Raw genomic sequence first — 24282 nt, forward strand, 5'->3', positions numbered from 1 at the left:
ATAGCCATTAATTTTCTCAACAGCGATAATATCTGCATCTTTAAAAATTAATTTAGGTTCATCGCTTTTATTTGCAAAACCGACAATTACAACTGTTACCCCAGCTTTGTTTTTAGCACTATTGCTCCATTTAAACGATGGATACGCAAATGAAATTTCTAATTTATCTAAAATATTATTAATCACAAAGGGAGACTGTTCTCCTTGGAATAGTGAATTAGTTGAGACGAATGCAGCTTTAGCATTTCGTTGGAAAATATATCGTCTTGCCTTTACAAACCAACCGAAAATATAATCCATTATTCGTGTTTCGATTGGATGGATTGCTACACGTAAATCTTCTTTTTGTTCTTCACTTTGAGGGTTTCTACCTTTTGTCCCAATGTACGGTGGATTCCCAATAATATATACTTCGTCGTTCGCTTCATACGGGACAACTTCATCCCAATCAATTGTAATGCGTTACCATGTACGATATTTCCTGATTCCTGGAGTGGAAGTATTCTAGGCTGATAATCAGCTAATGATTCTATCATTTCAACATTCATTTGATGTTCAGCAATATAAAGAGAAAGTATAGCCACCTCATGTGCGAAATCATCAAGCTCAATGCCTGAGAATTGGTTTAGTTTAATCTTAGATTGTTTGAGAAAATCTCCTTGATAAACATTCTTTTCTTTTAAAGCATCCTGGATTTCACGGATTTTAACAAGGATCTGGATTTCGAGTCTGCGCAACTCCTTGTAGGCAATAATTAAAAAGTTACCAGATCCACAGGCCGGATCTAAGAACTTAATTTTACTCATTCGCTCAAGCAAATTATTCAGTTCTTTGATAATATTACGCTGTTGTTCACGTCTTTGTTTTTCGGTAATCTCTCGTTCTAAGTAATCATCCGCACGATCAGAAAGTCTTTGGTACTCAGCTTGAAGATTATCCAAAAATAGAGGTTTAATTACTTTCAAAATGTTTGATACGCTAGTGTAGTGCATGCCTGAGACTTGGCGTTCTTCTTTGTTTGCAACAGTTTGAATCATTGCACCCAAAATATCGGGATTGATTTCATTCCAGTTAAGCAGCTCGCCTGCTTCGATAAGTAGTTTTCGGGTTAAAGTGCTGAAATTTAAGTCGTGATGTGGTTCTTTGAATAGTTTACCATTAACGTATGGAAATTTTTTTAACCATTCTGGCGTATCGTGTCTTTGGTTTTCAGGCACATCTAGGATTAAAAATAATTCTTTGATGACTGAATTTAGATTACTTCCATCGGTTTTAGTTCTTGTTTTAAGGACATTAGTAAAAGAGCCCTTAGTAATAATTTCTGTATCTTCACAGAAGTATAAGAAAAGTGAACGAATTAGAAAAAGGTTAAAGGTTTTACCTTCAGCATCTTTTTTTGAAAGCTCTGGATTGATCTTAACCAATTCATCATAAAGTTTTGTGAAACGCTCAGCAGCTTTTATGTCTGCTAGATTTTCTTTTTGGTAATCTACTTTTTCAATCCCATTCCATGCAAGGAAAAACTCTGCATAAGTTGGTAAATCCTCAAAGTGAATGGCAAGAGAATCATTTGTTTTTGTATCTTTTGCATAAAGCATTTCAAAATCAGTTGTGATAATATAGCGAGGCTTTTGATTTTGAGATACAATTTCCTGCTCTATTTCATCAATAGCTTGTAGTGGATTGTTTTCAACTTTACGATAATGAACTTTATTTCGTATCAAAAAATCCCCTTCACTCGATTTAGCACGTGTGATACTAGTTTTAGGAATATCAAAAAGTCTTAAAAACTCTTCAATAAAAGTCTCTTCATTTAAATTTTCGACTAATTGTTTAACTCTATCTTCAATTTCTGTGATCGTTAATAAATATTTTTTTGACATATGAGTTTCAGTCCTTTAATTATTAGTTAATATTGATAATATTATAGCAAAGTTTATTAAGGCCTCTGCTAATTATTTTCGTTCAATCATTAGGTATCAAATCTAACCCGTCATTAACTATCCAAGATAGTGTTAATAATTCACCATGCTTTAACACTCTACTTTTAGACTTGATTTATTTACACCTTGTTTCTCGTAGTTTAAAAGAGTTCTATACACTTTACGATTATTAAGTTGGCTTAACTCTTACTTAATAGAGATTAGGAAGACTGTTCGTTCTTTTCATTTAATCGTAGGATACAACTCACCACATCTAGCCTCTTTTTTCCACACTGCTGGCGAATTATTGTAGTATATTGCCCATTTTTCACCATCTTAGCTTTATTTATGGCATACAGCTTTTGAATTGTATTTATCATTTCTGGTTCTTCTATTTCATCTTGCCAGTATTTATCTATCACTTCATTAATTGAAGATGCTAAATGACGCTGTGTCTTTTGAAAAAGTTTAACTTCCACTTGAAGTCACTCCTATTTCTTACTTTTTTTATACTATATCTTTATTTTATATGTAGTTCTATAGTAATACAACTGTGGAGAAGAAAATTACATATATTTTCCCTAGGCACCTGCATTTATTTATGAAAGAGGTTACCCATCCGTTTCATGCCCCACCCCTTTATATAAACCGTTGTTTATCCCTATGGATAGATAACGGTTTTTTGCGTTACAGAGACGACATGCGTGGTGAGAGGAGCGCACTATGAAAGGAGGAATGAAGATGAACAACTCATTGGTCAAGATCCTAATCGAAGCTAAGAAACTAAACAAATGGATCCCTTCAAAGTTTCTAGTGAAGTATGACATTCAGAAGGTTAATCTATCAGAACTTGAGGATCTAGTGCTCATTCTGACTATAAAAAGCAAGTCAGGTGGATTGTTATTGAAGTTACCACTCAAAGGTTATCACCACTTCAACAAATAATTAGGATTATCCAATAACATTTTGGAGGAATTTTATTCTGCGGAAGAACTTATGGCTAGATCATGAATTGAATGAATGACTATGTAAGGCTATCTTATACTTGAATTAAAATCCAGAAAAACGCTATTAGAAGGTGAGGCATTACATGAAGATGATTAGAAAAAATATCCTATCTAACAAGGAATGTATAGATTTCTATCCTAATGTGGAATTTTCACCGGGCAATTTGAATAATTTCGCAATTTTAGTATATTTTGTATAATTTAAATATAAGACAAAAGGAGGATTAACATGCCAGAAGTATTTATTAAAGTAGGACAACCTGTATTTGTGATTGATCAAGAAGAAATAATACAAGGAAATATAGTAAAATTTATGGGCAATAATAGAATGAGAGTAATTCTAGATTTTATAGGATATAAGGATTGTACTTATGGAATTAATGTCTTTATGACAAGACAAAAAGCAGAGAAAATATTAAACTCCCGACAAAGTGCCAACCCTATCAAAATTGTAAGAGATAAAAAACCAAAACAAAACCTAAAAAGTAATATTCATAATAAAGCAAAAGAAAAAAACAAAATCTGTGAGGCATGTGGTCTACCAATTGGTACCTATGGGCATTGTGGATGCAGTTACTAATACATAATATCTTTCCCTAGGAAATTGAGGCATATTGAAGATATTAACACTTACCCCATTTGATAATTTTGACAATAAAAAGCAGCGGAATCAACTCATTCCACTGCCTGCATCTATATGTTCAATTTAAATATTTATTTTCTTATTAACCTGCAATTATCTTTTGTTCTCTATCAACATTTAAAGTTTGTCGATATTCAGCCGCCTCAGCTAATTTGGTAAATTCAATCGTCTTATTATGATTTTTCTTCACTACTTCTTCGATTTCTTGTAAAGTAACGCTGAAGAATTCTTTCCGTTCATTGATTTTGTTAACACGTTTATAAGTAAATGCCTTGTGAAGAGCATTCTCTAAGGTTGGGGCATCTTCGCTGAAAATCATAGCGTGTACATCAAAAGTAAACGGTACAGAGGCATCACCTAGTTCCCTAACCCGATCCATTGGTTCAAGTCGCCTTGTCATACCAATTTTATAGATGTTTTCGCCAAAAGAACCTATATTAGATATGATATAAACATATCCTGCTCTTGTGTTTTGAACCCGATACAGAACATCTTCTTTGTTTTTCTTAGTTTCTTCTAACTGTTTCTCTAATTCTTTCAATTTCTCAATTAGTTTTGCATGTTTGCCCTCATCTGTTTCTTCCATTTGTTTCTTTAATTTTTCTATTGCTTGTTCAAAATGTCGTTCTTCTTTCTCTACTTTTTCCTTCTGTTTTTCTAATTCTTTTAATGCCCTAGCTTCTTCTCTCATACGTTCTTTTATTTCAAGTTGTTCGAGTCTTTCTTCTTCTTTCTTCACTTCAAATTCATATTTTAAATATAGTTCTTCAATTTTCAAATCTCTATAATCCTTAGTAATAGACACTAATTGCATATCGGTAAGTTTATTAAGTTGTTCAAATACTTTTTGAATACGATCCTTACTAGCTTCTACATTGGAATACTTAACTTTTGCAATAATATTATCACACTCATTATTAAATGCTCGCAATGTCAACTTAATTGTATCTAATATAAACTCTTTACCTCTCTTTTTATCTCCGCCGATTTGCCAATCCAAACTATGATTTGTTGCTATCTTTTGCTTAACCATTCCCTTTTGCTTGTCTCTAATTTCTTTCAATTTTATATTATATGCTTCAGATGTTTCCATACCATATCTTGGTGTATAAAATCCAAACGCCATGCCCTCAATATCATCTTTTAGAAGAGCTGCTTCATCCCTTATCTTTTTAGTCTCATTTTCGATACTACTTTTCTCTTGTCTCAACGTCTCTATTTTTATAGCAAGTTGGTCTTTGATTTCTAGAATATCTGTTATAGGCTGATATTCTTTTAAAACCTCTTCCAATTCTTGAAGCACTTTTTGCTTGTTATCAATTTGATCTTCTAATTCTTCAATCTTTACCTTTAAATCTACCAATTCTCCTAATCTGTTTTTCTCCCAAAAAGTTTGATACTTTTTCATGTCCTTATATTTAAGAACAATTAAGACAATACCAACCACAGGGGGAATAATTAAGAACCAGAACGCGAATAATAAACCAATAATTATTGGAGAAAACCATATTTTTTCCTTATACAATAAATTCAACTCCTATTATTTTTATCCTCAGCATGAAAGGAATAGACCATTTAATCATAATTTAAACTATAGTACTCATATTTCAGACTAAATAGGTATTTAGACCTATTTGTTTAAGTATACTCTACCTTATGGGTATTTCCTTATAAAATTTTTTCTAACCATGGAAGAAAATGCTATTGATAGTTTAAGATTGATATTGGTTACTTCAATCACAACTTCCCAGTATACCAACAATTACTAGATTCTGACCAATGCATCCTTATTAATTCCACACTTCTATTGAGGGTAGGTATAGTACTATTTTCTAGAGCTGCAACAGTAATTGTTTTCATCCTTTACAATAAATATCCTAGACATCATATTATCCAAGCAAAGCACGAATCTTCATTGTAAGGAGCTCTTTGCGCTTTTCATAAAATTCTTCGAAATCTTCAAATTCAAGCGAAACATCCTTTGATATGATTGCCTCTTCATGAAATCTCAGCTTTTGTACATCATTCATATCGTTGTAATAATCAATAAGCCTCATATCATTTTTACTTCCGTTACTTCTTCCTTCAAGTAGATGAAGATTAGGAAGTTTATTTCGCATACTTCTCCACTTTTTCCAATCATCCATTGAAATCGAAGTTGGCTTACTATTATCAAATCGACTGACCGGATGAAGATGGTCTTGTTCATATTTATAGTTTTTATTTCTCCAATCAAGATTTAAATAATAAAGAACTTCTCCAGCAACTCTACTTCCCTTTTCAGAATTAAGGACATCCTCTATTTTTCCATCTGTCACTCTCAAATCATTGATTTGATCAAGCATTTCAATAGTTATTTCATGATCAAAGCTGTTTATATAACTCTTCATTTGTTGTAGCTTTCCTGTAGTACCAGATTGGAAATAAGTGAAAAATATAGCTCTAAGCAAATATGCACGAACTGCATTAATGTTATTGTTATATTCGGTATTGTAATAAATGTAATATATAATCGGTAGCAGAACGTTCCAACTGCTTGAAAAATGTCTAACATCTATTTTTAACTCCTGAAGTAATCTCTCTAGATTTGTGAGCGCTCTTTTGAATTCGTTCCAATCGTTTTTCAAGGTTTCTGCAATACCTTTGTTTATATTCGATTTTACAACATCTCCATATAACATCAAGGCTGAACGAATAATAAAGTCTGTATCGAATTTCTCATAAGAATCGACTAGAATCTTACCAAACTCGCTTCTCGCACTTGGCCAGTATGCCTCTAGAATTGACATCGTAATCTCCGATTTGCGAAGTGGTTTTCCTCCACTATTAAATCTGACAAACATTTCAAGAGCATCATCTTGTTTCATGTCTGTAATTTCAGTATATCTTACTAGCTTCGCTGTAAAAATCTTATTATATAGTAACTGCAAAATGTTTCTAGCATATTCTTTGCTATCAGCAGGAACATTCACAATTGCTTGCTCAATTGCTGACTCTCTTGTGGCTTCGTTTTGATATTCCTCGCTTAGAATATCTTTCAATTCAAACTGAGTTGGACTTATTTTTCCTATTTTATCACTGAATTTAATATCGAATTTCTTACTGTTATACTCTTCTTCATCTATCGTTACTTTATTCTTATTTAATTCAATCAACAGTTTAGTACGGATTATACTCCCACTATTTTTTCTAGCATTTTTAGGACGTATATACGCCTCGCCAAATAATGATAAGAATAAAGATGTTAATCTTTGTTGCCCATCTAGGATTGCAGTATCTGTATTCTTAACATTAATGCTTGTTAATTCGTAATTCACACTATCCGCCGTTTTTCTGCTATCAAAAGTTACATTAGAGAGGAAATTACAAAAATAGGTATCCCACGTAACATTAGAATCATCAACACGCCAAAACAAAAATGTCGCAATCGGATAGTCCAACAAGATAGAATCCCATAATTTCTCTATCTGTTCCATGTTCCAAACATATTGTCTTTGAAAAGCAGGCATTACATATTTCCCATCCTTGATATTTTGCAATGCTTCAAAAATTGTTATGCTATTATCTATTAGTTTACTCATTAGATTATCCCTCGCAATTATTAAATTTATCTATAGATTTTACATAATTTAAAGAGCCACATTTAAAATTACTACAACATTTCTAATCACAACTTCCCAATATACCTACACTTCGGATAACTACTACACCCCAAAAACTCCCCATACTTCCCTTTTCTTTTAACCAAATCAGAATTACACTTTGGACATTTCAATTTATCAAGATTAGTAGTCTTGCTTTTTGCTATTTCCAATTTAACTTCTTGGACATGCTTCTTACTGATTTGCTTTTTCTCTTTCTTATCTACAACAACTAGTTTGTTTAACTTACTATGTAAATTATTTATCAATGAATTATCGATTATGATAGCATTTTTCTCTTTAATCGTTTTATATAAATCTCTAAAATGAATTACCTTTGCACGGGTAAATTTTTCTTTGAATTTAAAAGTAGATTGATTAGAGAATGCAATAATTGATGTAAACAATTTCTTTTCTATTCCTAGATAATTCTCTAGTGCTTTAGTGTGACCAGCGTTTTGCCAGATTGGATTAAACAGTTTTTCTTTTCGTTTATAAATAACCTGTGTCCAGTATTTACTTTTTTCATTGCCGAAAATCCATCCATTATAGGCCTTCGTTTCTATCACGAAAATACCATATGAAGACACTACAACATGATCGACCTGAGTCGTTTTATTTTCTTCTGTCGGCACATACAAATCATGATAGATTTTATACTCATTTTCATCTAACTTTCTAAGGAGTTTATTAACACGATTTTCACCGAATCTCCCTTTTATGGTCGCGTAATTATAGTTGATGAAAAATAGTACCAGAAACAGAATTATTAGTATATATATGAAAACCATCCGGATCCTCCTAGTAGTAAAAATATGGTAATAGCGATAATTCAATATTACCATAATAGTCTAAACTCTTGTGACTTAGACCTAAGAAGAATACTTAAGCGGTCTGTTTAGGTTGCAAAGGGACGGTTCTTTACTACTTATTATTAGGTAGCACCGAACAATTTACAATCTTAGCAACTTACACTACTTAAAACTACTTAACATTCTATTTGTTTTCAGTATTGTTGTACTACTATCATTACAACAATGGATCCTGGAGCCTTCCCCTATTGTGAATATATTATATTCCACTAAAGGAAACACCCAATAAAACTTTTAAAAAATTCCAAATTATGGTAAAGTTATTTTAGGAGGTGGTTTTCTTGGCTCAAATCCCATATGCCGACACTAATAATTCCCTTTCAGTTGAAGTCCATTTGAAAAATGCTGCTGATGTGTTTCTCGTAGATAGTATCAACTTCCAACATTATAAAGCCGGCCGAAAATTCAAGTATTATGGTGGCCATTACACTCGTACACCGGTAAATATATCAGTTGAAGGAGCAGGAAGATGGTACCTAATTGTCCATGGCGGACAGTATAAATACCGTTTCTATTAATTTTTTGGGCCTACCGGTTTATTTCGGTAGTCTTTTTTCTATTAGAATTATGAGCAAAGCAAACATATAAAACTATTGCTTTAAAAATAATAGCCTTAAATAGGTAAGTACTTTATTAAATAAAATAATGATATTATGTAGATTTTTTTATTTATAAAGTTAAAGTTAATGAATTGAAACTCAAAAAAGAGGTGGTAATTATGAGTGTTACAATGTATCGGAACAAAGTTCAGGGTATAGAAAAGGATATTGCTAGTATTGAAAAGGAAATAGGAAAAGAACAAGAAAAGTTGTCCAAGGCATTAAAAACTATACAACGTACAAAAAGTACCTCTACCTTTAATTCTAAACAACGAGAAGTGATTAACACACAAAAAAAAATCGGTGACCTTAAAGGAAAAAAAGCAAATAAAATTAAATCCCTTAATCAAGCATTGAATCAATTGCAGCGATCAGAGGCGAAGGAAGTAAAAAAGAATCATACTGTTGAAGTAAGACACACAAAAGCTATTACAGATGAGTTAAAAAAACAACAAAGAATTAGTCAGGAAATTTCAGCCAACTCCATTTCAATTAACTTTGAATCTCTACCAGAAAAAATAAACGTTCTATTCTTAGCCTCCAATCCTATTGACCAGAGTTCATTACGACTAGACCAAGAAATTCGTCTTATCCACGAAAAAATACGCGCTTCTGAATACCGAGATTCAATTAATTTACAATCTCGCTGGGCAGTACGTTCCAATGATATTTTACAAGCTATAAATGAAGTACAACCCCATATAATTCACTTTAGTGGCCACGGCTCTCTAGAACACGATATTGTACTAGAAACAACTGAAGGGACTACAAGCCTTCTATCCAAAGAGGCCGTCACTTTATTAATGAAAACAATGTCAGATTCCATTAAACTAGTTATTTTTAATAATTGTTTTTCTAGTGGACAAGCGGAAGCTGTAACAGAACATATTGACTGTGCAATTGGTATGAATGAAGCCGTCTATGATGATGCTGCAAGAGAATTTGCTGCGCAGTTTTATTCCGCTATTGCCTTCGGTAAATCCATACAAAACGCTTTTGAACAAGGGAAGCTTGCATTAATTTTGGCGGGGTTAAAAGGAGATGAAATTCCTGAGTTATATACTCGGGCCGGTTTAGACCCAGGTGAAATATTATTAGTCAAACCAGCACTATAGTATAGTTGTTTTTAGAAGAGATACAAAGAGACGGTTCTCATGATTAACTTTTCGAATAGTGAAATCATGAGAACCGTCCCTATGTTTCTTACCTATGCTTCTTTCATTTCATATATTTTTTGAAGCGTATGGACATGCTTTGTCTTCTCGTTATCGTCCTCTGAGTAGAGATACCACTCCACAAGCCTGTACCCGAATACGAGAAGGATCAGCTCGTAGACGCAATGATCTGCAATCGGCGATACATCCACATACTCCGAAAAGCCTTTGTAATACGCGGGGACACATCGCTGGTAGTATTCGACCATGTGATCGATATCGGCTTCATCCGCAATCAGGCTTGCGAGATCCTCGCCCAGGTAGCCCCATCCGGATGTATCCCAGTCGATGATCGCGAATTTACCGTCAGCATAAATCAGGTTGGTCACCCAGAAGTCCCGGTGGCATAACACGATGGGCAATTTTTCGATGCGGGCGAGTATCTCGTCTGCGTGCTCATCGATGTCGATAAGCATTTGCCGCACGTGTTGCGGGAATTCGCAGTCCTTTGAGCGTATATAATCGTAGACGACAGGCCATGACCGGTAATGCAAATACGTATTCTTCATAAGATCCTTATTGCTCAGGTTATTCAGGCTCTGCAGCACAGCGGGCCGCTCCACATACAGCTTGCCTTGATAGCGTCCTAACTCCAGCGCGGCCTGTTCATACATGTCGGCGGTCAAGTCTAAACCGGTAACACCATCGATATACTCCAGCCACATCTGGATTTCATTTTCTTCTGCATTGATTTCGGCGTGATAACATGTCGGCCAGCGAAAGGCATCCGAGAACGTCGCTCCCAAGTCAGACGAATAGAGATCATATTCCCGGCGCCATGAACCGGGGTCGCCGTAACGCTCCCAAATCTTCTGGACTTTCAGCACGATTTGGTATGGCAATTTTTCGCCATCCGTAGTTTCGGCGATTCCCGTTACCAGGTGCACACTTCCCACAGTGCCGCCCTGTAATGGCATGGTTTGGCAGTCAGCCGAGATGATATCCTTCTTGAACCGTCTCCTTAATACAAAATTTAGCGTTTCGAATCTAATATTCATATCCCATCTCCCGTTTTTCTTTGTTCATTAAAAGGTGCCTGTCACTTCCCAAATATGTCGAATCTCGACAAAAGTCGGGAGGTGACAGGCACCCCATTCAACGCATCTTATAAATAATCTTTCGTATACTGTCAATCGACAAATGGAACTGCTGCCCTAATTCCTCGAATGACTTTCCATTTGTGTATAATTGTAGAATTTCTTTGTTACGCTTCGTAATTAACGCTTTCGATCCACTAGCCTCTCCCCATCCCATCCGCTTCTCGTTTGCTTTTGGAATGTAAATCAAATCACCTTGAATGTATTCCTGCATTTCCTTCAGCAAACTAGGGGGAAGAACCTCTTTTGCATTTTTGTACTGCACGATTTACGTCCTCCTTGTTAATATGAAGATAGTTATCAACAAAAACCCATTTTATGTCCAATATTTACAACCCCTTTCTATTGTTCAACTTATGGAAAATTATAAATGATTCCTTTAATTACCGAAAGATGTTAATTTTCTGAAATACAATAATAAATGAAATGGGACCGTTAGAAACGGTCCCATCTAAGACTTCCCACTATTGGGAAATCACCTCTGTAAATGTGTTCAACCTAATCAGCTCCTTTCGCAAGAGTCTATCGGTCCGACACCTTCATTAACTCATATTCTCACCGCCACTCACAAGGGAAAGAATGGATATAATTATTTTATCCGGATTTTCGCCTCTCCCTCAATCCATTCCGGATAAAAAGTGAGCTCAATGGTAATCGGTGAATTATATTGATTTAAGTTCTTCTCGTAGGTGACACCCATTCGGCTTATAAACTCCTCCTCTGTTGTAGTAAAAGAGGAACTGCTCCCTAAAATTCTCCCACCAGCATCTTTTGTCTCTCCAAAAATATGCGCGTTAAATTCATTATCTGCGTGTACATTCAAGGAAAGCGTACCATTTTCTATCTTTAGATTCCTCAGTTTATTGCCTTTTGGCTGCTTCAGTATCTGTTCCCTTTCAGTGTCGATAACTAAATAGGCCTCATCTTTGTCGATAGCCTGGATTTGGTTAAAGACAAGAAATAGTTGTTCCGGTTCGTGAAAATAATTACTTTGCAAATAAATGATTTTTTCCTTATCAGATGGGCCTCCCGAAGCAGAAAACCCATTCGTAATTCCTCCCCATGTTTCTCCTGTTTCATCAACCAGTCTAAGGTCTTCAAATTCAAATAGTTGCTTTGTATTATCCGGATCCACTTCCACATGAACAGCAACTCTTGTTGGGTAAACTTCCACCGTTGTCACATGTATTTTCTGGCCATCTATTTCAGCCGTTTCATTCACTTCATAAACTTTCTTTGTTTTGACGGTCTTGTCCAGTGAAAATGGGATGCTGTATTCTTCCCCATACGCTTCAAAATTTAGTAAAAAATCTTTGCCATCATAGGGTATCTGGGAGTAGAATTCTATCATGCCCTGTTTCGTCATCTCATCATCACCATAGTAGGTACCATAGTGAGATGAAAAACTTTTATCAAAGCTCTCACCGGAACGATGGGTTAACTCTACATTTTCTATAGCTAAATTTAATTTCTTTTCCGAATCCCATGAATAGAACAGAACAATGCCCTGTTCATCAGCAATAGCGCCGTCAATCGTGATACGTAATCCATCCTTTTCTACATATGCTCCAATTTCTTGGTAATAGTCATTTTCAATAGCCATCATCATCCCTTTATTATTGGAAATCATCTCAACAATTTTTTCCATACCAGGGATATTCGAAACATATGCTGCAAAAGCCGGAGAAACACGGATGGATGTAACAAATACCAACAGTAAGATAGCTACAAGTGCTACACTGAATCCCCATTTTACGCTACGACGTTTGCGTCTTCTTCCCTCTTTCGCCTTCAAGAATCCTGTCATAATCGCAGCATCCAATTCATCAGCTGAAATCGGTACTTTATCCAATGACCGGCTAAACTTCTTCAGCTTCTCTTCCTCCTTGTCAAACATCTAGTTCCCCACCTTTCTCCTCCAAAATATCACGAAATTTATTTAATGCTTTGTTCAACCACGTCTTTACTGTTCCTTCTGGTCGTTCCATGACCTCGGCGATTTCCTTAATCTTAAGACCATGAAAATACATTAAGGTTAAAATTTCCCGTGATGTATTGTCTAACTGTTCCATGGCATCCTGCATTTCCATTACTGTGTGGTTGTCAGTAGTACCAAGAGAATAAATCTGTTCATCGTTTACTAGGATTTGTTTATTCCTTTTCAATTGGTCATTACAATAGTTGATCATAATTCGGATTAGCCATGTTTTTATAAAAGAGGGTTCGCGGAGCGTATGAATCTTTTTATACGCTCGAAAAGTCACTTCCTGGATTGCTTCCACAGCTTCATGCTCATTCTTCAAATACGCTATGGCTGTCTTATACAGATCCATTTTATAAACCTTCATGACATGCAAAAAAGCAGTGTCATCTCCTTGTATGGCTTGTTTTATTAATGAAAGATCTTCATTCAATCTGTAACCCCCTTACTGCTGTATCTATCTATTAGACTGTGAATTTAGGAAAAAGTTTTATGGAATTGTTTTTTTGTTACATATGATAATCATTCATTATAGTAGATTCTGAATTGGGGGCATAGAGAATGAAAAAGGTTTTGTCTGAGCCTGAACCACTTTTATCAGCTCCTGACCAAGATGCTTGGGCAAGGAAGATCATTGTAAGCTTAGGTTTTTAAAGCTATACTTAACTAAAACTAGCAGTAATTACCATAAATTTGGGGAGATCTATGTTGAAAAAAAATATAATACTCATTAGTACTTTATACGGAATAGCATTAGCCTCTTCTCTTTGGCTGTATAATCAAAAGCCGCTACTCATGGAGGATGTCGGTCAGTTGCTACCTACGAAGATAAAAGAAGTTCACAGCGCTACTAGTGAGGCTGAATTGCAGCGTTGGGTGAAGGAATCCATTTCTAACCACGAGAAAATTTCTGTCGCCGGAATGCAGCATAGTCAGGGAGGGCATACATACTATCCGAATGGTATCGTGATCAATATGAAGAATTATAATAAAATACTAGATTATAACCCTGATGAGCAAACCATTACGGTTCAAAGTGGAGCTACATGGGACGATATCCAAAAGGAAATTAATCCGGATAACCTAGCGATTCGGGTCATGCAGTCACAGAATATTTTTACGGTCGGTGGGTCTATTAGTATCAATGCACATGGGAGAGATATTCGCTATGGATCGCTTATTGATACGGTTGAATCTTTCCGTCTTCTTACTCCAGAAGGCGATATCAAAAATGTTAGTCGAACTGAAAATAGCGAACTATTCCCACTAGTAATAGGAGGATATGGTTTGTTCGGCATTATTCTAGATGTCACGTTGCATTTAACTAATGATGAACTCTATCAAATTCGTTCCCGTTCCATCGATTACGAGGATTATCCGGATTATTTTGTTCAAGAAGTGAAAGAAAATGAAGCTATTCGGATGCATATTGCTAGATTATCAGTAGCTCCGGATACCTTGTTAAAAGGTATGTATGTCACGGATTATGAATTAGTAGATCACCAAGAAACGCTTGCCAAATATGCAACATTAAAGAGAGATACACTTGCTGCCCCTCAAAAATTCATGCTCGGACTTTCCCGTTACAGTGACTGGGGAAAGAACCTACTCTGGGAATTGCAAAGCAAGGTATATGTAGGCCAAGATGGTAACTATATTACACGTAACAACGCCATGCGTGGGGACAGTAAATTTATGGAGTATGACAACCCGTCAAAAACAGAAATCTTACAAGAATACTTTGTACCAATCGATGAGTTTACTAGCTATCTCGATGATTTACGTATCGTGCTTGAAAATGAAGAGCTGAATCTATTAAATATTACTGTGCGTTATGTAAATAAGGATGAAGAGGCAGTACTGTCCTATGCGAAAGAGGATATGTTTGCCCTTGTCTTGTTAATTAACCAAGGAAAAAGTAAAGAAGACATTCAAAAAACAGAAAAGATTATCCAGAAAATGATTGATGTTACTTTAGAACACGATGGCTCCTATTATTTGCCTTATTATTCTTATCCTACACAAGCTCAAATGGATGAGGCCTACCCGCGTAACAAGGAGTTTTTTGAGCAAAAGAAAAAGTATGATCCAGATGAACTATTTATGAATTTATTTTACAAGGAGTATAGCCAATGAATTTCCGTAAGTTTCTCGTTGCCCAAAGTATTCTCGTTGCCGCAAGTAGTGTTGTCTTTCCTTTTTATCTATTATTGATTAGAAATATTGGGGATAGTTATTCTCAGTTTGGTTGGGCTTATGGATTGTTTACCTTAACAGCAGCTTTTACCTACCCACTCATCGGTCGATTAGGTGATCGGTTTGGTGATAAAAACATGCTTCTTATGTATACACTTGGAATGGCTGCGGTAATGTTGATTATCCCGCTTCTTTTCGAGGTATGGCAAGTGTATGTGATACAGATCGTAATGGGAATTCTCGGTGCAGTTCAAAAAAATACAGAAAAAGCCTTCTTGGCTCGGAGTAATGATAAAGATACTGCCGGTAAACGAATTGGAAACTATCATCTACATCTATCACTTTGGAGCGGAATAGGAATCATACTAACCGGTTATCTCATTGATTTCTTAACCATTGCAAGCCTATTCTATTTGATTTCGTTTGTTTATATGATTGCTTCTTTTGTTATTATAAAAAAGCATAAGGACGAGCCAACCATTTCATAATATGTATAGGGACGGTTCCCTTGCTTCACCCAAGCAAATTGTGAAGCACAAGAACCGTCCCTCTAATTTCCAACAGACTTATTTATAGAACACCTTATCAACGTTATATTTCGACTTCAGCTCATTAATGATATACGTTTCATAAATCTCTCGTTCCATTGGATCTTCGACTAAACATATATCAATTCTATACACTTCGTCTCTGTGCATTTTAATAGGTGAAACAGTATCCTCAAAATGTTTTTTGATTCTTTGGCGTAGTTTCCGTGCCTTTCCAACAAAAAGAAGCTCATCATTTATATTAAAAAATAAGAAGATGCCACCTTTATCTCTTGGTATAAGATGAAAATCAATAAATCCATAAATGGGTTTGATTTGTGGTTCATTTTCCTTCAGATTTTGCTTCCGTTCTGTAATCGTAATATCTGGATTAGGTATGCTAATTTTTATCATGTTTACATACGTCCCTTCTTTGTATAGAATCCGTTAATTTACGTCCTTACTTCCTTCTTCTATTCTCTCCACCAGTTTAAATATAAATCGATAAATTAACCGAAAAGCTTCCTCTAATGTCATCTCCTCATTAAACCCTTGCACATAATTCAAGGCAAAGTTTAAGTCCCACATGCCATCCTTTTGGTTGAACATCAATTCAAATCTTGCTTCATCTCCATGTAATTCTTTACTTAAGTTTTCTTTAAGAGATGTCTCAAACTTTTTCTGCAACTGCAATCCTACCATGACGTCATATGTACCAAATACATCACTCATTTCCACCGAAACCGCATCGAGGCCGATTAGTTCCAACCAATTCGATTCTAAATATAGAAACTCATTCTTGTGTTTTTGAAGGTAGTCAATCGGTTGTTCTAAGAAAACGAATGATTCTTCAGCGAGCATTTCTTCTGTTTCTTTATCGCATCTTTCTATGTAAGCATCCTGGAAACGTGTCGTAGGCTCTTTTTCGATTAATGTAATGTCATTTGAGATTAATTCATATTTCTTAATAAACTCTTTTTCCTCTTGATATAGTTCAACTTGTTTTCCTTCACCCATCAATTCGGATGAAACGTATTGTTTTATTCGTTTATGTAACATTGGTTATCCCTCCTGAATAGGGGTCTGACCCCCTAGGTTACACTCTTTAGCGAGAACGGTTCCTACCTGTACCTGAATTGCCTTTCGGTCGACGATTAGTAGGTTTCTTACCTGAAGAAGGCTTTGCCGAACTCCTGCCGTCTCTTCTACGACCTTCAGAGGTACTTGCTCCTTTTAATTGTTCACGGCTTACTCTATTATAGTCCTCCCGATCGGGGATACTTACCCCTTCAATCACTTGTATGTCAAATTTTTGATGAATCCCTTTTTCAATCATTCGTAGGAATTCCATATCCTTAGGAGCCACTAACGTAATGGCAACCCCGTCTCCACCTGCACGCCCAGTTCGTCCAATCCGGTGAACATAGCTTTCTGCGTCTAGTGGAATATCATAATTATAGACATGTGTCACCCCTTCTACATCAAGGCCTCGTGCAGCAACATCAGTTGCAACTAAAAATTGCGTTTTCGCCTCACGAAATCGTTTCATCGCTTTTTCGCGTTTGGACTGTGTTAAATCACCATGCAATTCGTCTGATTCATAGCCGCTTGCAATCAATGCATCGTGTAGCTTTTTAGCACGAATTTTTGTACGACAAAATATAATCGCTAAAAACGGACGATGTTCTTCAATTAAATGTAGTAAAGTAGCTTGCTTTCTTCTATCCGTTGTTTCTATAACAACTTGTTTGACCTCATCAACCGTTACAGTCTTTGCTTTCACTTCAATGAATTCTGGCTCTACCATATATTTCTTTGCTAAAGAGCGAATTTCGTTAGGCATGGTTGCGGAGAACAGCATGGTTTGTCTCGAAGAAAGTGTTTCATGAATAATGTCATCTACCTCTGGAAGAAAGCCCATATGTAACATTTGGTCCGCTTCATCCAACACAAGCATCTGAACCGTAGAAAGATTGATGGATTCACGACGAATATGATCTAATAACCGCCCTGGTGTTGCAACGACGATATGCGTGGCACCTTTTAACTTTTTCAACTGATGCGCCACATCCTGACCACCGTACACAGCTAACGTATGGATGCCTTCTACGTTTTCAACCATTCTCTTTATTTCTTTTGAAATTTGCTGCGCTAATTCTCTTGTTGGGATTAAAATAAGTGCTTGAACATCTGACTTTTGCACATCAATCTTTTCCAGAATCGGAAGAACAAAAGCCAATGTCTTTCCTGTACCCGTTTGTGCTTTTGCAATAACATCCTTCCCCTCCAATACGGATGGTATCGTCCGTTCTTGAATGGAAGTTGGAGTCACTATTCCTAATGACTGTAATGTATGGTTAATCTCTTTTCGAATACCAAGTTGTAAAAAGTCAGGCAAGGGTCATCACGTCTCTTTTCGTATATTAATGTCCGTTTGTAATCTTAAGGCTTGTTAACTATAGCATATTAGTTAGTATTTACAGAGGGAATTGGATTATTAGTTTAGATGGAGTGTGGGGGTTATTCTCATGCCTCACCCGAGCAATTTTGAAGCACAAGAACCGTCCATCAACTTCATTTAAATAGTGACAAGGGGACAGGAACCTTCTCCCAAATTACTTGCAGCCTAAATGGGACAGTGAACCTAGCTAAGGACGCTGCCCATGTCCTATTTATCTTGTTGTGAATCAGAGAACCATGTTAATATTAGACCATTAACACTTTTTTGAACTATTAAAGAAAGTGAGCAGAGAGGGTGATTGGCTAATTATTCCTAGCTGAGTTGAGGAAATAGAAACATGAGTGAGCTTTTAGCTTAGAAAATTTAATATGAAAAAGAAAGGATGACATGATGTCTATTTTGAGTCGAGTTGAGGAGAGAGATGAGCGTAAGAGTAAGAAGAAAGGGAATAAGCTAGCCATACCAGACGTCTATGTAATTTTATTTAGTTTCTTGGTATTAGCGTATGTTGCTTCATATGTCCTTCCATCAGGTGCATATGAAAGAGTAGAGATGGATGGAATTACACAAGTTGTTCCAGGTAGTTTTCAATATATAACAACAGATCCACTTTCCATTATGGATTTATTTAGTGCGATTCAAAAGGGATTAGTTGGTGCATCGAGTATTATTTTTATCATCATTATCGTTGGTGGAGTTATTAAAGTTATCGAACATACTGGAGCAATTGAATCAGGAATTCATACGCTTCTCCAAAAATCCAAAGGAAATCGAAACCTACTCATTTTTACTTTTGGTACGATTTTTGCAGTGATTTCTACCATGGGGATTGCACCTAACCTTACCGTTGCCTTTGTTCCAATTGGTATCTTGCTAGCACAAAAATTAAAGCTAGATCCGGTTATCGGAGTGGCAATGGTGTTCTTAGGTGCCTATTCAGGATTTACAGGTGGTGTTTTTGATCCAGTTGTTACAGTTATGGGGCAAATGATTGCAGGTCTTCCTATATTCTCTGGCGTTTATTTTAGGGTCATCATATTTGTAGCCTTTGTGTCTACTACGATTATCTATATAAGTAGATACGCGAAGAAGATGAGCTACGATTCTTCTACTAATTTGTTAAGCAAATCTAGCAAACTGAATAATGAAAGGGAAATGGAAGATGTTACACCTTTTACCCATTCACATAAATTAATCATCCTATTATTTTTCGCAGCGATAGGCCTGTTTCTATATGGTTCCTTACAATTTGGATGGTCCATTAACGAACTTTCTGCAATTTTTCTCATGTTAGCTATGCTTGTTGCTTTCGTTGCACGAATTAATCCAAATCAGTTTGTAAGAGTATTTATGGAAGGTGCCGGCAGGGTGATGTATGGTGCCTTGGTTGTTGGTGTAGCTGGAGCGGTTATTGTCGTATTACAAGATGCACACCTGGTCGACTCGATCGTGTACGTAGTATCTACTGCATTGGAAGACTTAACACCAGTCGTATCGATGGTGATGTTATACGTATTCAATTTAATATTCAATGGAATTGTATCTTCTGGATCTGCACAGGCTGCCATTGTTATGCCGATTATGGTTCCTATTGGCGATATGCTAGAAGTGACAAGACAATCCGTGTTTATAACATTTAAGTTAGGGGATGCGGTAACGAATATTATTACCCCTTTATCCGGAACATTAATGGCTTGTCTGGCAATTGCAAAAGTATCGTATGTTAAATGGGTAAAGTTTGTATTTCCGTTACTACTCATCTGGTTAGTTCTTGGGGGCGTATTTGTAGCAGTTGCTGTTATGATTAATTATGGGCCGTTTTAAAGAGCCAGAGAATAGAAAAATAGATAGAGTTTAGTTGAGGAGAGGAATGGAAGATATGAAACAAAAGGTGATGGACTATATTAATCATAGTAGAGATGAGATGTTGGCTCTATGGGAACAACTAGTAAATGTGGAAAGTGCAAAAGATCATAAAGATGGAATTGATACATTAGTAGATAAAGTAGCTGAAATTTTAAAAGAAGAGGGTTTCCGTACGAAAATTATCACCTATGAAAAGGCAGGAAATGCTGTCGTTGCTGAATTTGGAGATGTAGAACAGGCTAAACCAATTCTTTTTATTGGCCATGTTGATACCGTATTTCCAAAAGGATTCTTACATGATCATCCTTTTCATATCAAGGATGGGAAAGCATATGGACCGGGAATCCTGGATATGAAAGGTGGCGTCGTCTCCATCTTGTATGCAATAAAAGCATTGAGAGCGGGCAAGTTTGATTATCCATTGAAGGTAATCATTGTAGGGGATGAAGAGGATGCCCATATGAACTCTGATGTTAAAGCTATGTTACTTGAGGAATCAAAAAATGGATTATGTGCGTTTAATACGGAGACTGGAAGCTTAGAAAATAATCTATCTATCGGAAGAGCCGGTGGATCTGTCTATGAGTTAGAAGTGAGCGGGGTAGCGAGTCATACGGGTATCGACTGGATAAGTGGACGGAATGCGATTATAGAATTATCGAAAAAGATGATTGAAATTGATGCAGCTTCGAACCATGATGAAGGATATACCTTTAATGTTACATTAGTTGAAGGTGGTACAGCAGCAAATACTTGTCCTGATTATGCCAAAGCTACAATCGGAACACGCTGTCAAACAGCAGCCCAACAGAAAATGATGTATGATACATTAGAAGCGATTAGTGCTAAAACATTTATTGAAGGTACGGAAACGACCTTAACGTATATGGGTGGTTTTGACCCAATGGAAGTGACAGAAAGGAATAAAAGGCTATTTGAAGTAATTAAGGCAACTGCACAGGAGCTAGATATGGATGTACCGAATGCAGTTGTTAGTCAAGGAAGCTCGGATTCTGCATATGCTACATTAGCTGGTGTACCTACTGTTTGTTCTTTAGGGCCAGTAGGAGAAGGAAATCATACACCACATGAATATGCAGTGGTAGATTCGTTGTTTGAACGGTGTAAGCTTTTAGCAATTTCTGTTTTGAATTTGTCTCGTTTATAACGTAAAACCTCAGCGTGAAACGACAGAACCATGGCGCTGGAAAAGATTGGTCTACCACCTAGGACTTTAGGTAATTTCTAGTTGGTAGACTCGATTTTTGCTAAGAGGGACATGTATACAACTCATTCCACTTAACTAAGATGGGAGTGTAATATAATTATTAATTCATATTCAATAGACTCAAACTTCTTTTTTGAATCCTCAAAAGCCTTATTAATATTCTCTAAATCATAGAGGAAAGACATTCTCTTATGACGGCTTAAAAACAAAAGTAGTCTTCACAGGTAATGATATAAGAGTCGGTTTTTCTAAATAATCGAAATCCAAAGGGATAGCAAAAAAACGCTATCTCTTTCCTTTTTATAGGTAATTTATTAAGAAAATATAAGTAAGATATGCTTTAAAAGTAGTATTTTAATATTTCTCTTCCCAAATCCAAATTGGTTCCTGCAACACAATCGAAGTAAGATTCCGATTCATGGATTTTGATTTATTGGTCGCTTCATTACTTAATACAATGACCGTAATCCCCTTATCTCGTAAAAGAGTGACATAGTGACGGAATCCGCTCGGGTATCCACCAGAATGTCCTACGGCTTCATATCCCATTACATTCTGAGTTTCCCATCCATAACCATATTCATATGGAAACTTCTTAAAATGAGTAGTTCCCATCAACTCATCTGATTCAGCAGAAATAAGCACGTGATCTCTGATAGCCTGATAAAAAAGGGCTAGATCCTCAGCTGTTGAGATAATGTTTCCTGCAGCAAATGCCGCTGAATTATCTATAAACGGTCCTTCTTCACCATTAACATGCCCAATTGCTGCCGGGATTCCTTCTTTTAAAGAGAACATGGAATTCGCCATTCCACTTGGTTTAAAGATATGCTCTTCCATATAATCTTCATAGGTTAATCCGCTAACTTTTTCAATAATCATCCCTAACATTACGTAACCAGTATTACTATATTGAAAACTCTCTCCTGGGGTAAATAACAACTCCGCATCTTGAGTAACTTTTACAATGTCCTCTGGATTCCATTCTTTACTAAAGTCAAAATTAAAATCAGGACTAAGATAATCTGGGATTCCGGAACTATGACTAAGTAGATGGCCAACGGTAATTTTGTCTGCATTGGGGTATTCCGGGAAATATGTACGGATTGGTTCATCTATGGATAACAATTGCTCCTCCACTAACTGCATAATTGCAATAGCGGTAAAGGTCTTTGTTAAAGATGCGATTTGAAAGTGGGTACTTGGGGTGTTCGGAATATCTGCTCCTGCCAGTCCATAGCCTTTTTTGAATACTTCCTCATTATCTTGTGAAATTAAAACAACTCCCTGAAAACCTTCCTCTATGAGATATTGGTCTAACTGTTCTGGTAGGGTTCCACTGAGGTCATTATGATTGTCTCTTCCTATTAATAAAAGTAGTACCATTGCAATTAGTAAAATAGATATCAAGCTAATCAATGTGATTTTAAAGAGCTTTTTCATTCAACGTCCCCCAATCTATATTGGCTCTTAATTCCTTTAATTATATTGCTTACTAGGGGTGGTGTAAATACAAAATATTCCAAAAACTGACATAGTTTAGTTCCTTTTTCACTTCAGATTGTCGTCGTCATTCTAAATCAATAGAAGTAACCGCCCCCGTGACAAGGTTTTGCGATTACTTCTTATTTGATATAACAACTTAAGATGTGGTACTTAGTAGTTTTAGCTACTACGTACAGTTTGAATGGAACAAACTAATTTTACCATTAGGTTCTCTATTTATGATATGGCTCATTGTGAAATATCTTAGATGTAATATAAAAGATATCCCCCAAAAATTAATTATTGAATATTCATCCGCTTATTCTTATTCAGCAGATACTCAATTTTATTATCTGCTCTTAGCAGTACTTGTTTTATTTCTTTTATTTGTTCTTCCTTTTGAATCATTTCCGACACCCCCATCTTTTATTACTTACACTTTAAAAGATGGAGTTAACTCCATGTCAATATTTTTTTAATAAGTAGTTTCAAAGTTTCAAGAGTGAGGAACTTTTTCCAGATAGCGTGAATTGATCGCTACTGTTTCACTTCTTTAAATTCTGATTCTCGATAAATTTTTCAAAGTCATCATTTGTATTTTGTTGAATCCGGTTTTGATTATACTTTTCGTATTCTTGTACTGCTATCTTATCCGCAACGGCATTTGAGACCTTTCCGGCATTTTCTAGAATTTCACGATCATTGAATTGCAGAAATGCATTTAGTTTATCAATCCAATCCTTCATATACATTGGACGTTGCCTTTCAGCCTGATCCTCTGCATAATCTAAATACATTGTAACAATTCGATTAAGCGACTTTAACTCCTTTTCAGATAAGTAATTTTTAGCAACCGTAACATCTCGCTTGCGTACTTTATCACCTTTCCATGAAGTGAGTCCCATGTTTTCTCTCCCTGCATTTGCTCTTTCTACTATGAGTTCAGCAGCCGTCTGACCATGGATTGCAAAATGAAGTTTATTTTGAACCGTTGAGAAAAATTCCTGTGTAATTTCTGCATTTGAATCATAATCAATCGATGTAGCATAAATGTCTGTAATCTTTTGATAGAACCTTTTTTCTGAAGCACGAATATCACGGATTCTTTCAAGTAATTCATCAAAATAGTCTTGTCCAAAATTACGCATGTCTTTCAAACGATCATCATCCATCGTAAAACCTTTGACAAGGTATTCATTTAAGCGTTCTGTTGCCCATTGACGGAACTGTGTGCCTCGATGGGAACGAACTCGGTATCCGATTGCTATGATCATTTCGAGATTGTAGTGTTTTGTCTTATAACCTTTTCCATCTTTTGCAGTTGTCAAGTAAAACTTGACAACTGAATCCTCATCTAATTCCTCTTCATCAATAATATTTTTAATATGAAGGCTGATATTCTGCTTAGTCGATTGATACATTTCTGCTATCGCCTTTTGCGTCATCCAAACTGTCTCATTCTCCAATCTAACATCTATTTTTGTGTTTCCGTCCTCAGTTTGATAGATTAAGATATCTGTTTTATTATTCATCTCCAACACCT

Annotated in this window: 21 protein-coding genes and 1 pseudogene; 8 read left to right on the plus strand and 14 right to left on the minus strand. The window is 35.9% G+C overall.

Going from position 1 to position 24282, the window contains the following annotated elements:
- Positions 1 to 102: 102 nt before the first annotated feature.
- Positions 103 to 1883, minus strand: a pseudogene (locus TE34_RS21430) (DNA methyltransferase); the annotation flags it as partial.
- 260 nt (positions 1884 to 2143) lie between these two features.
- Positions 2144 to 2401 (minus strand): TIGR04540 family protein, encoded by a 258-nt coding sequence (locus TE34_RS07990; RefSeq protein ID WP_047984296.1) that lies wholly within the window; start codon positions 2399 to 2401, stop codon positions 2144 to 2146.
- Positions 2402 to 2663: 262 nt separating this feature from the next.
- Here TE34_RS07990 and TE34_RS07995 point away from each other — a divergent pair, with 262 nt between their 5' ends.
- Together TE34_RS07995 and TE34_RS08000 are read left to right on the plus strand one after the other, a co-directional pair.
- Positions 2664 to 2867, plus strand: coding sequence for a hypothetical protein (locus TE34_RS07995; protein WP_047984297.1), 204 nt, complete (start codon positions 2664 to 2666; stop codon positions 2865 to 2867).
- Between the two features lie 291 nt (positions 2868 to 3158).
- Entirely contained in the window at positions 3159 to 3509 is a 351-nt protein-coding gene (locus tag TE34_RS08000; protein WP_047984298.1) for a hypothetical protein, read from the plus strand.
- A gap of 145 nt (positions 3510 to 3654) precedes the next feature.
- On the opposite strand, the gene TE34_RS08005 is transcribed toward TE34_RS08000, so the two are convergent.
- The 3 genes from TE34_RS08005 to TE34_RS08015 all read right to left on the minus strand — a co-directional run bounded on the left by TE34_RS08005 (position 3655) and on the right by TE34_RS08015 (position 8004).
- Positions 3655 to 5097, minus strand: coding sequence for a DUF4041 domain-containing protein (locus tag TE34_RS08005; protein ID WP_236687127.1), 1443 nt, complete (start codon positions 5095 to 5097; stop codon positions 3655 to 3657).
- 364 nt (positions 5098 to 5461) lie between these two features.
- Positions 5462 to 7153, minus strand: a complete 1692-nt coding sequence (locus TE34_RS08010) for a DUF262 domain-containing protein (RefSeq protein WP_047984299.1) — start codon at positions 7151 to 7153, stop codon at positions 5462 to 5464.
- Between the two features lie 86 nt (positions 7154 to 7239).
- Positions 7240 to 8004, minus strand: a complete 765-nt coding sequence (locus tag TE34_RS08015; RefSeq protein WP_047984300.1) for an NERD domain-containing protein — start codon at positions 8002 to 8004, stop codon at positions 7240 to 7242.
- 353 nt (positions 8005 to 8357) lie between these two features.
- On the opposite strand from TE34_RS08015, the gene TE34_RS08020 reads away from it, so the two are divergent.
- A complete protein-coding gene (locus tag TE34_RS08020; protein ID WP_236687128.1) occupies positions 8358 to 8603 on the plus strand; it encodes a DUF1883 domain-containing protein in 246 nt (81 codons plus the stop codon).
- Between the two features lie 200 nt (positions 8604 to 8803).
- Positions 8804 to 9799, plus strand: a complete 996-nt coding sequence (locus TE34_RS08025; protein ID WP_047984302.1) for a CHAT domain-containing protein — start codon at positions 8804 to 8806, stop codon at positions 9797 to 9799.
- 92 nt (positions 9800 to 9891) lie between these two features.
- Here the strand turns inward: TE34_RS08025 and TE34_RS21725 are convergent, their stop codons facing one another.
- The 4 genes from TE34_RS21725 to TE34_RS08045 all read right to left on the minus strand — a co-directional run bounded on the left by TE34_RS21725 (position 9892) and on the right by TE34_RS08045 (position 13409).
- Complete coding sequence (locus TE34_RS21725; protein ID WP_407944358.1) at positions 9892 to 10356, minus strand: phosphotransferase; 465 nt, start codon at positions 10354 to 10356, stop codon at positions 9892 to 9894.
- 637 nt (positions 10357 to 10993) lie between these two features.
- Positions 10994 to 11260, minus strand: a complete 267-nt coding sequence (locus tag TE34_RS08035) for a CD3324 family protein (RefSeq protein ID WP_047984304.1) — start codon at positions 11258 to 11260, stop codon at positions 10994 to 10996.
- Positions 11261 to 11584: 324 nt separating this feature from the next.
- On the minus strand, positions 11585 to 12892 hold the full coding sequence (locus TE34_RS08040; protein ID WP_047984305.1) for a DUF4179 domain-containing protein: 1308 nt from the start codon (positions 12890 to 12892) through the stop codon (positions 11585 to 11587).
- On the minus strand, positions 12885 to 13409 hold the full coding sequence (locus TE34_RS08045; protein WP_047984306.1) for a sigma-70 family RNA polymerase sigma factor: 525 nt from the start codon (positions 13407 to 13409) through the stop codon (positions 12885 to 12887). Before TE34_RS08045 ends, TE34_RS08040 begins: the two co-directional genes overlap by 8 nt.
- Before the next feature lie 272 nt (positions 13410 to 13681).
- Here TE34_RS08045 and TE34_RS08050 point away from each other — a divergent pair, with 272 nt between their 5' ends.
- Positions 13682 to 15112: an FAD-binding oxidoreductase gene (locus TE34_RS08050; RefSeq protein WP_047984307.1), complete on the plus strand. Its 1431-nt coding sequence runs from the start codon at positions 13682 to 13684 to the stop codon at positions 15110 to 15112.
- Positions 15109 to 15660 carry an MFS transporter gene (locus TE34_RS08055; RefSeq protein ID WP_047984308.1) on the plus strand — a complete coding sequence of 184 codons (552 nt, stop codon included), beginning with the start codon at positions 15109 to 15111 and terminating at the stop codon, positions 15658 to 15660. The genes TE34_RS08050 and TE34_RS08055 overlap by 4 nt, the downstream gene beginning before the upstream one ends.
- A 78-nt stretch (positions 15661 to 15738) precedes the next feature.
- Here the strand turns inward: TE34_RS08055 and TE34_RS08060 are convergent, their stop codons facing one another.
- The 3 genes from TE34_RS08060 to TE34_RS08070 are packed head-to-tail and all read right to left on the minus strand — an operon-like array spanning position 15739 to position 18097.
- Positions 15739 to 16113 carry a nucleotide excision repair endonuclease gene (locus TE34_RS08060; RefSeq protein WP_047984309.1) on the minus strand — a complete coding sequence of 125 codons (375 nt, stop codon included), beginning with the start codon at positions 16111 to 16113 and terminating at the stop codon, positions 15739 to 15741.
- A gap of 33 nt (positions 16114 to 16146) precedes the next feature.
- On the minus strand, positions 16147 to 16758 hold the full coding sequence (locus TE34_RS08065) for a hypothetical protein (RefSeq protein ID WP_047984310.1): 612 nt from the start codon (positions 16756 to 16758) through the stop codon (positions 16147 to 16149).
- Positions 16759 to 16804: 46 nt separating this feature from the next.
- Positions 16805 to 18097, minus strand: coding sequence for a DEAD/DEAH box helicase (locus tag TE34_RS08070; RefSeq protein WP_047984311.1), 1293 nt, complete (start codon positions 18095 to 18097; stop codon positions 16805 to 16807).
- Between the two features lie 453 nt (positions 18098 to 18550).
- On the opposite strand from TE34_RS08070, the gene TE34_RS08075 reads away from it, so the two are divergent.
- Entirely contained in the window at positions 18551 to 19984 is a 1434-nt protein-coding gene (locus tag TE34_RS08075) for a YfcC family protein (protein WP_157037600.1), read from the plus strand.
- A 46-nt stretch (positions 19985 to 20030) separates the two neighbouring features.
- Positions 20031 to 21194, plus strand: a complete 1164-nt coding sequence (locus TE34_RS08080; RefSeq protein ID WP_047984313.1) for a M20 family metallopeptidase — start codon at positions 20031 to 20033, stop codon at positions 21192 to 21194.
- A 414-nt stretch (positions 21195 to 21608) separates the two neighbouring features.
- Here TE34_RS08080 and TE34_RS08085 read toward each other — a convergent pair whose 3' ends face one another.
- On the minus strand, positions 21609 to 22697 hold the full coding sequence (locus TE34_RS08085) for a serine hydrolase domain-containing protein (RefSeq protein WP_047984314.1): 1089 nt from the start codon (positions 22695 to 22697) through the stop codon (positions 21609 to 21611).
- A 587-nt stretch (positions 22698 to 23284) separates the two neighbouring features.
- Positions 23285 to 24271: a virulence RhuM family protein gene (locus tag TE34_RS08090; RefSeq protein WP_047984315.1), complete on the minus strand. Its 987-nt coding sequence runs from the start codon at positions 24269 to 24271 to the stop codon at positions 23285 to 23287.
- Positions 24272 to 24282: the final 11 nt, after the last annotated feature.

The organism is Ornithinibacillus californiensis, from assembly GCF_001038485.1.
GTDB classification, from domain to species: Bacteria; Bacillota; Bacilli; order Bacillales; family Amphibacillaceae; genus Ornithinibacillus; species Ornithinibacillus californiensis.

What these genes read in the sequence shown, in the direction of transcription:
- TE34_RS07995 (WP_047984297.1), top strand. Translation starts at nt 2,664, where the DNA reads ATGAACAACTCATTGGTCAAGATCCTAATCGAAGCTAAGAAACTAAAC.
- TE34_RS08000 (WP_047984298.1), top strand. Translation starts at nt 3,159, where the DNA reads ATGCCAGAAGTATTTATTAAAGTAGGACAACCTGTATTTGTGATTGAT.
- TE34_RS08010 (WP_047984299.1), bottom strand. Translation starts at nt 7,153, where the DNA reads ATGAGTAAACTAATAGATAATAGCATAACAATTTTTGAAGCATTGCAA.
- TE34_RS08015 (WP_047984300.1), bottom strand. Translation starts at nt 8,004, where the DNA reads ATGGTTTTCATATATATACTAATAATTCTGTTTCTGGTACTATTTTTC.
- TE34_RS08025 (WP_047984302.1), top strand. Translation starts at nt 8,804, where the DNA reads ATGAGTGTTACAATGTATCGGAACAAAGTTCAGGGTATAGAAAAGGAT.
- TE34_RS08040 (WP_047984305.1), bottom strand. Translation starts at nt 12,892, where the DNA reads ATGTTTGACAAGGAGGAAGAGAAGCTGAAGAAGTTTAGCCGGTCATTG.
- TE34_RS08050 (WP_047984307.1), top strand. Translation starts at nt 13,682, where the DNA reads ATGTTGAAAAAAAATATAATACTCATTAGTACTTTATACGGAATAGCA.
- TE34_RS08055 (WP_047984308.1), top strand. Translation starts at nt 15,109, where the DNA reads ATGAATTTCCGTAAGTTTCTCGTTGCCCAAAGTATTCTCGTTGCCGCA.
- TE34_RS08060 (WP_047984309.1), bottom strand. Translation starts at nt 16,113, where the DNA reads ATGATAAAAATTAGCATACCTAATCCAGATATTACGATTACAGAACGG.
- TE34_RS08065 (WP_047984310.1), bottom strand. Translation starts at nt 16,758, where the DNA reads ATGTTACATAAACGAATAAAACAATACGTTTCATCCGAATTGATGGGT.
- TE34_RS08075 (WP_157037600.1), top strand. Translation starts at nt 18,551, where the DNA reads ATGTCTATTTTGAGTCGAGTTGAGGAGAGAGATGAGCGTAAGAGTAAG.
- TE34_RS08080 (WP_047984313.1), top strand. Translation starts at nt 20,031, where the DNA reads ATGGAAGATATGAAACAAAAGGTGATGGACTATATTAATCATAGTAGA.
- TE34_RS08085 (WP_047984314.1), bottom strand. Translation starts at nt 22,697, where the DNA reads ATGAAAAAGCTCTTTAAAATCACATTGATTAGCTTGATATCTATTTTA.
- TE34_RS08090 (WP_047984315.1), bottom strand. Translation starts at nt 24,271, where the DNA reads ATGAATAATAAAACAGATATCTTAATCTATCAAACTGAGGACGGAAAC.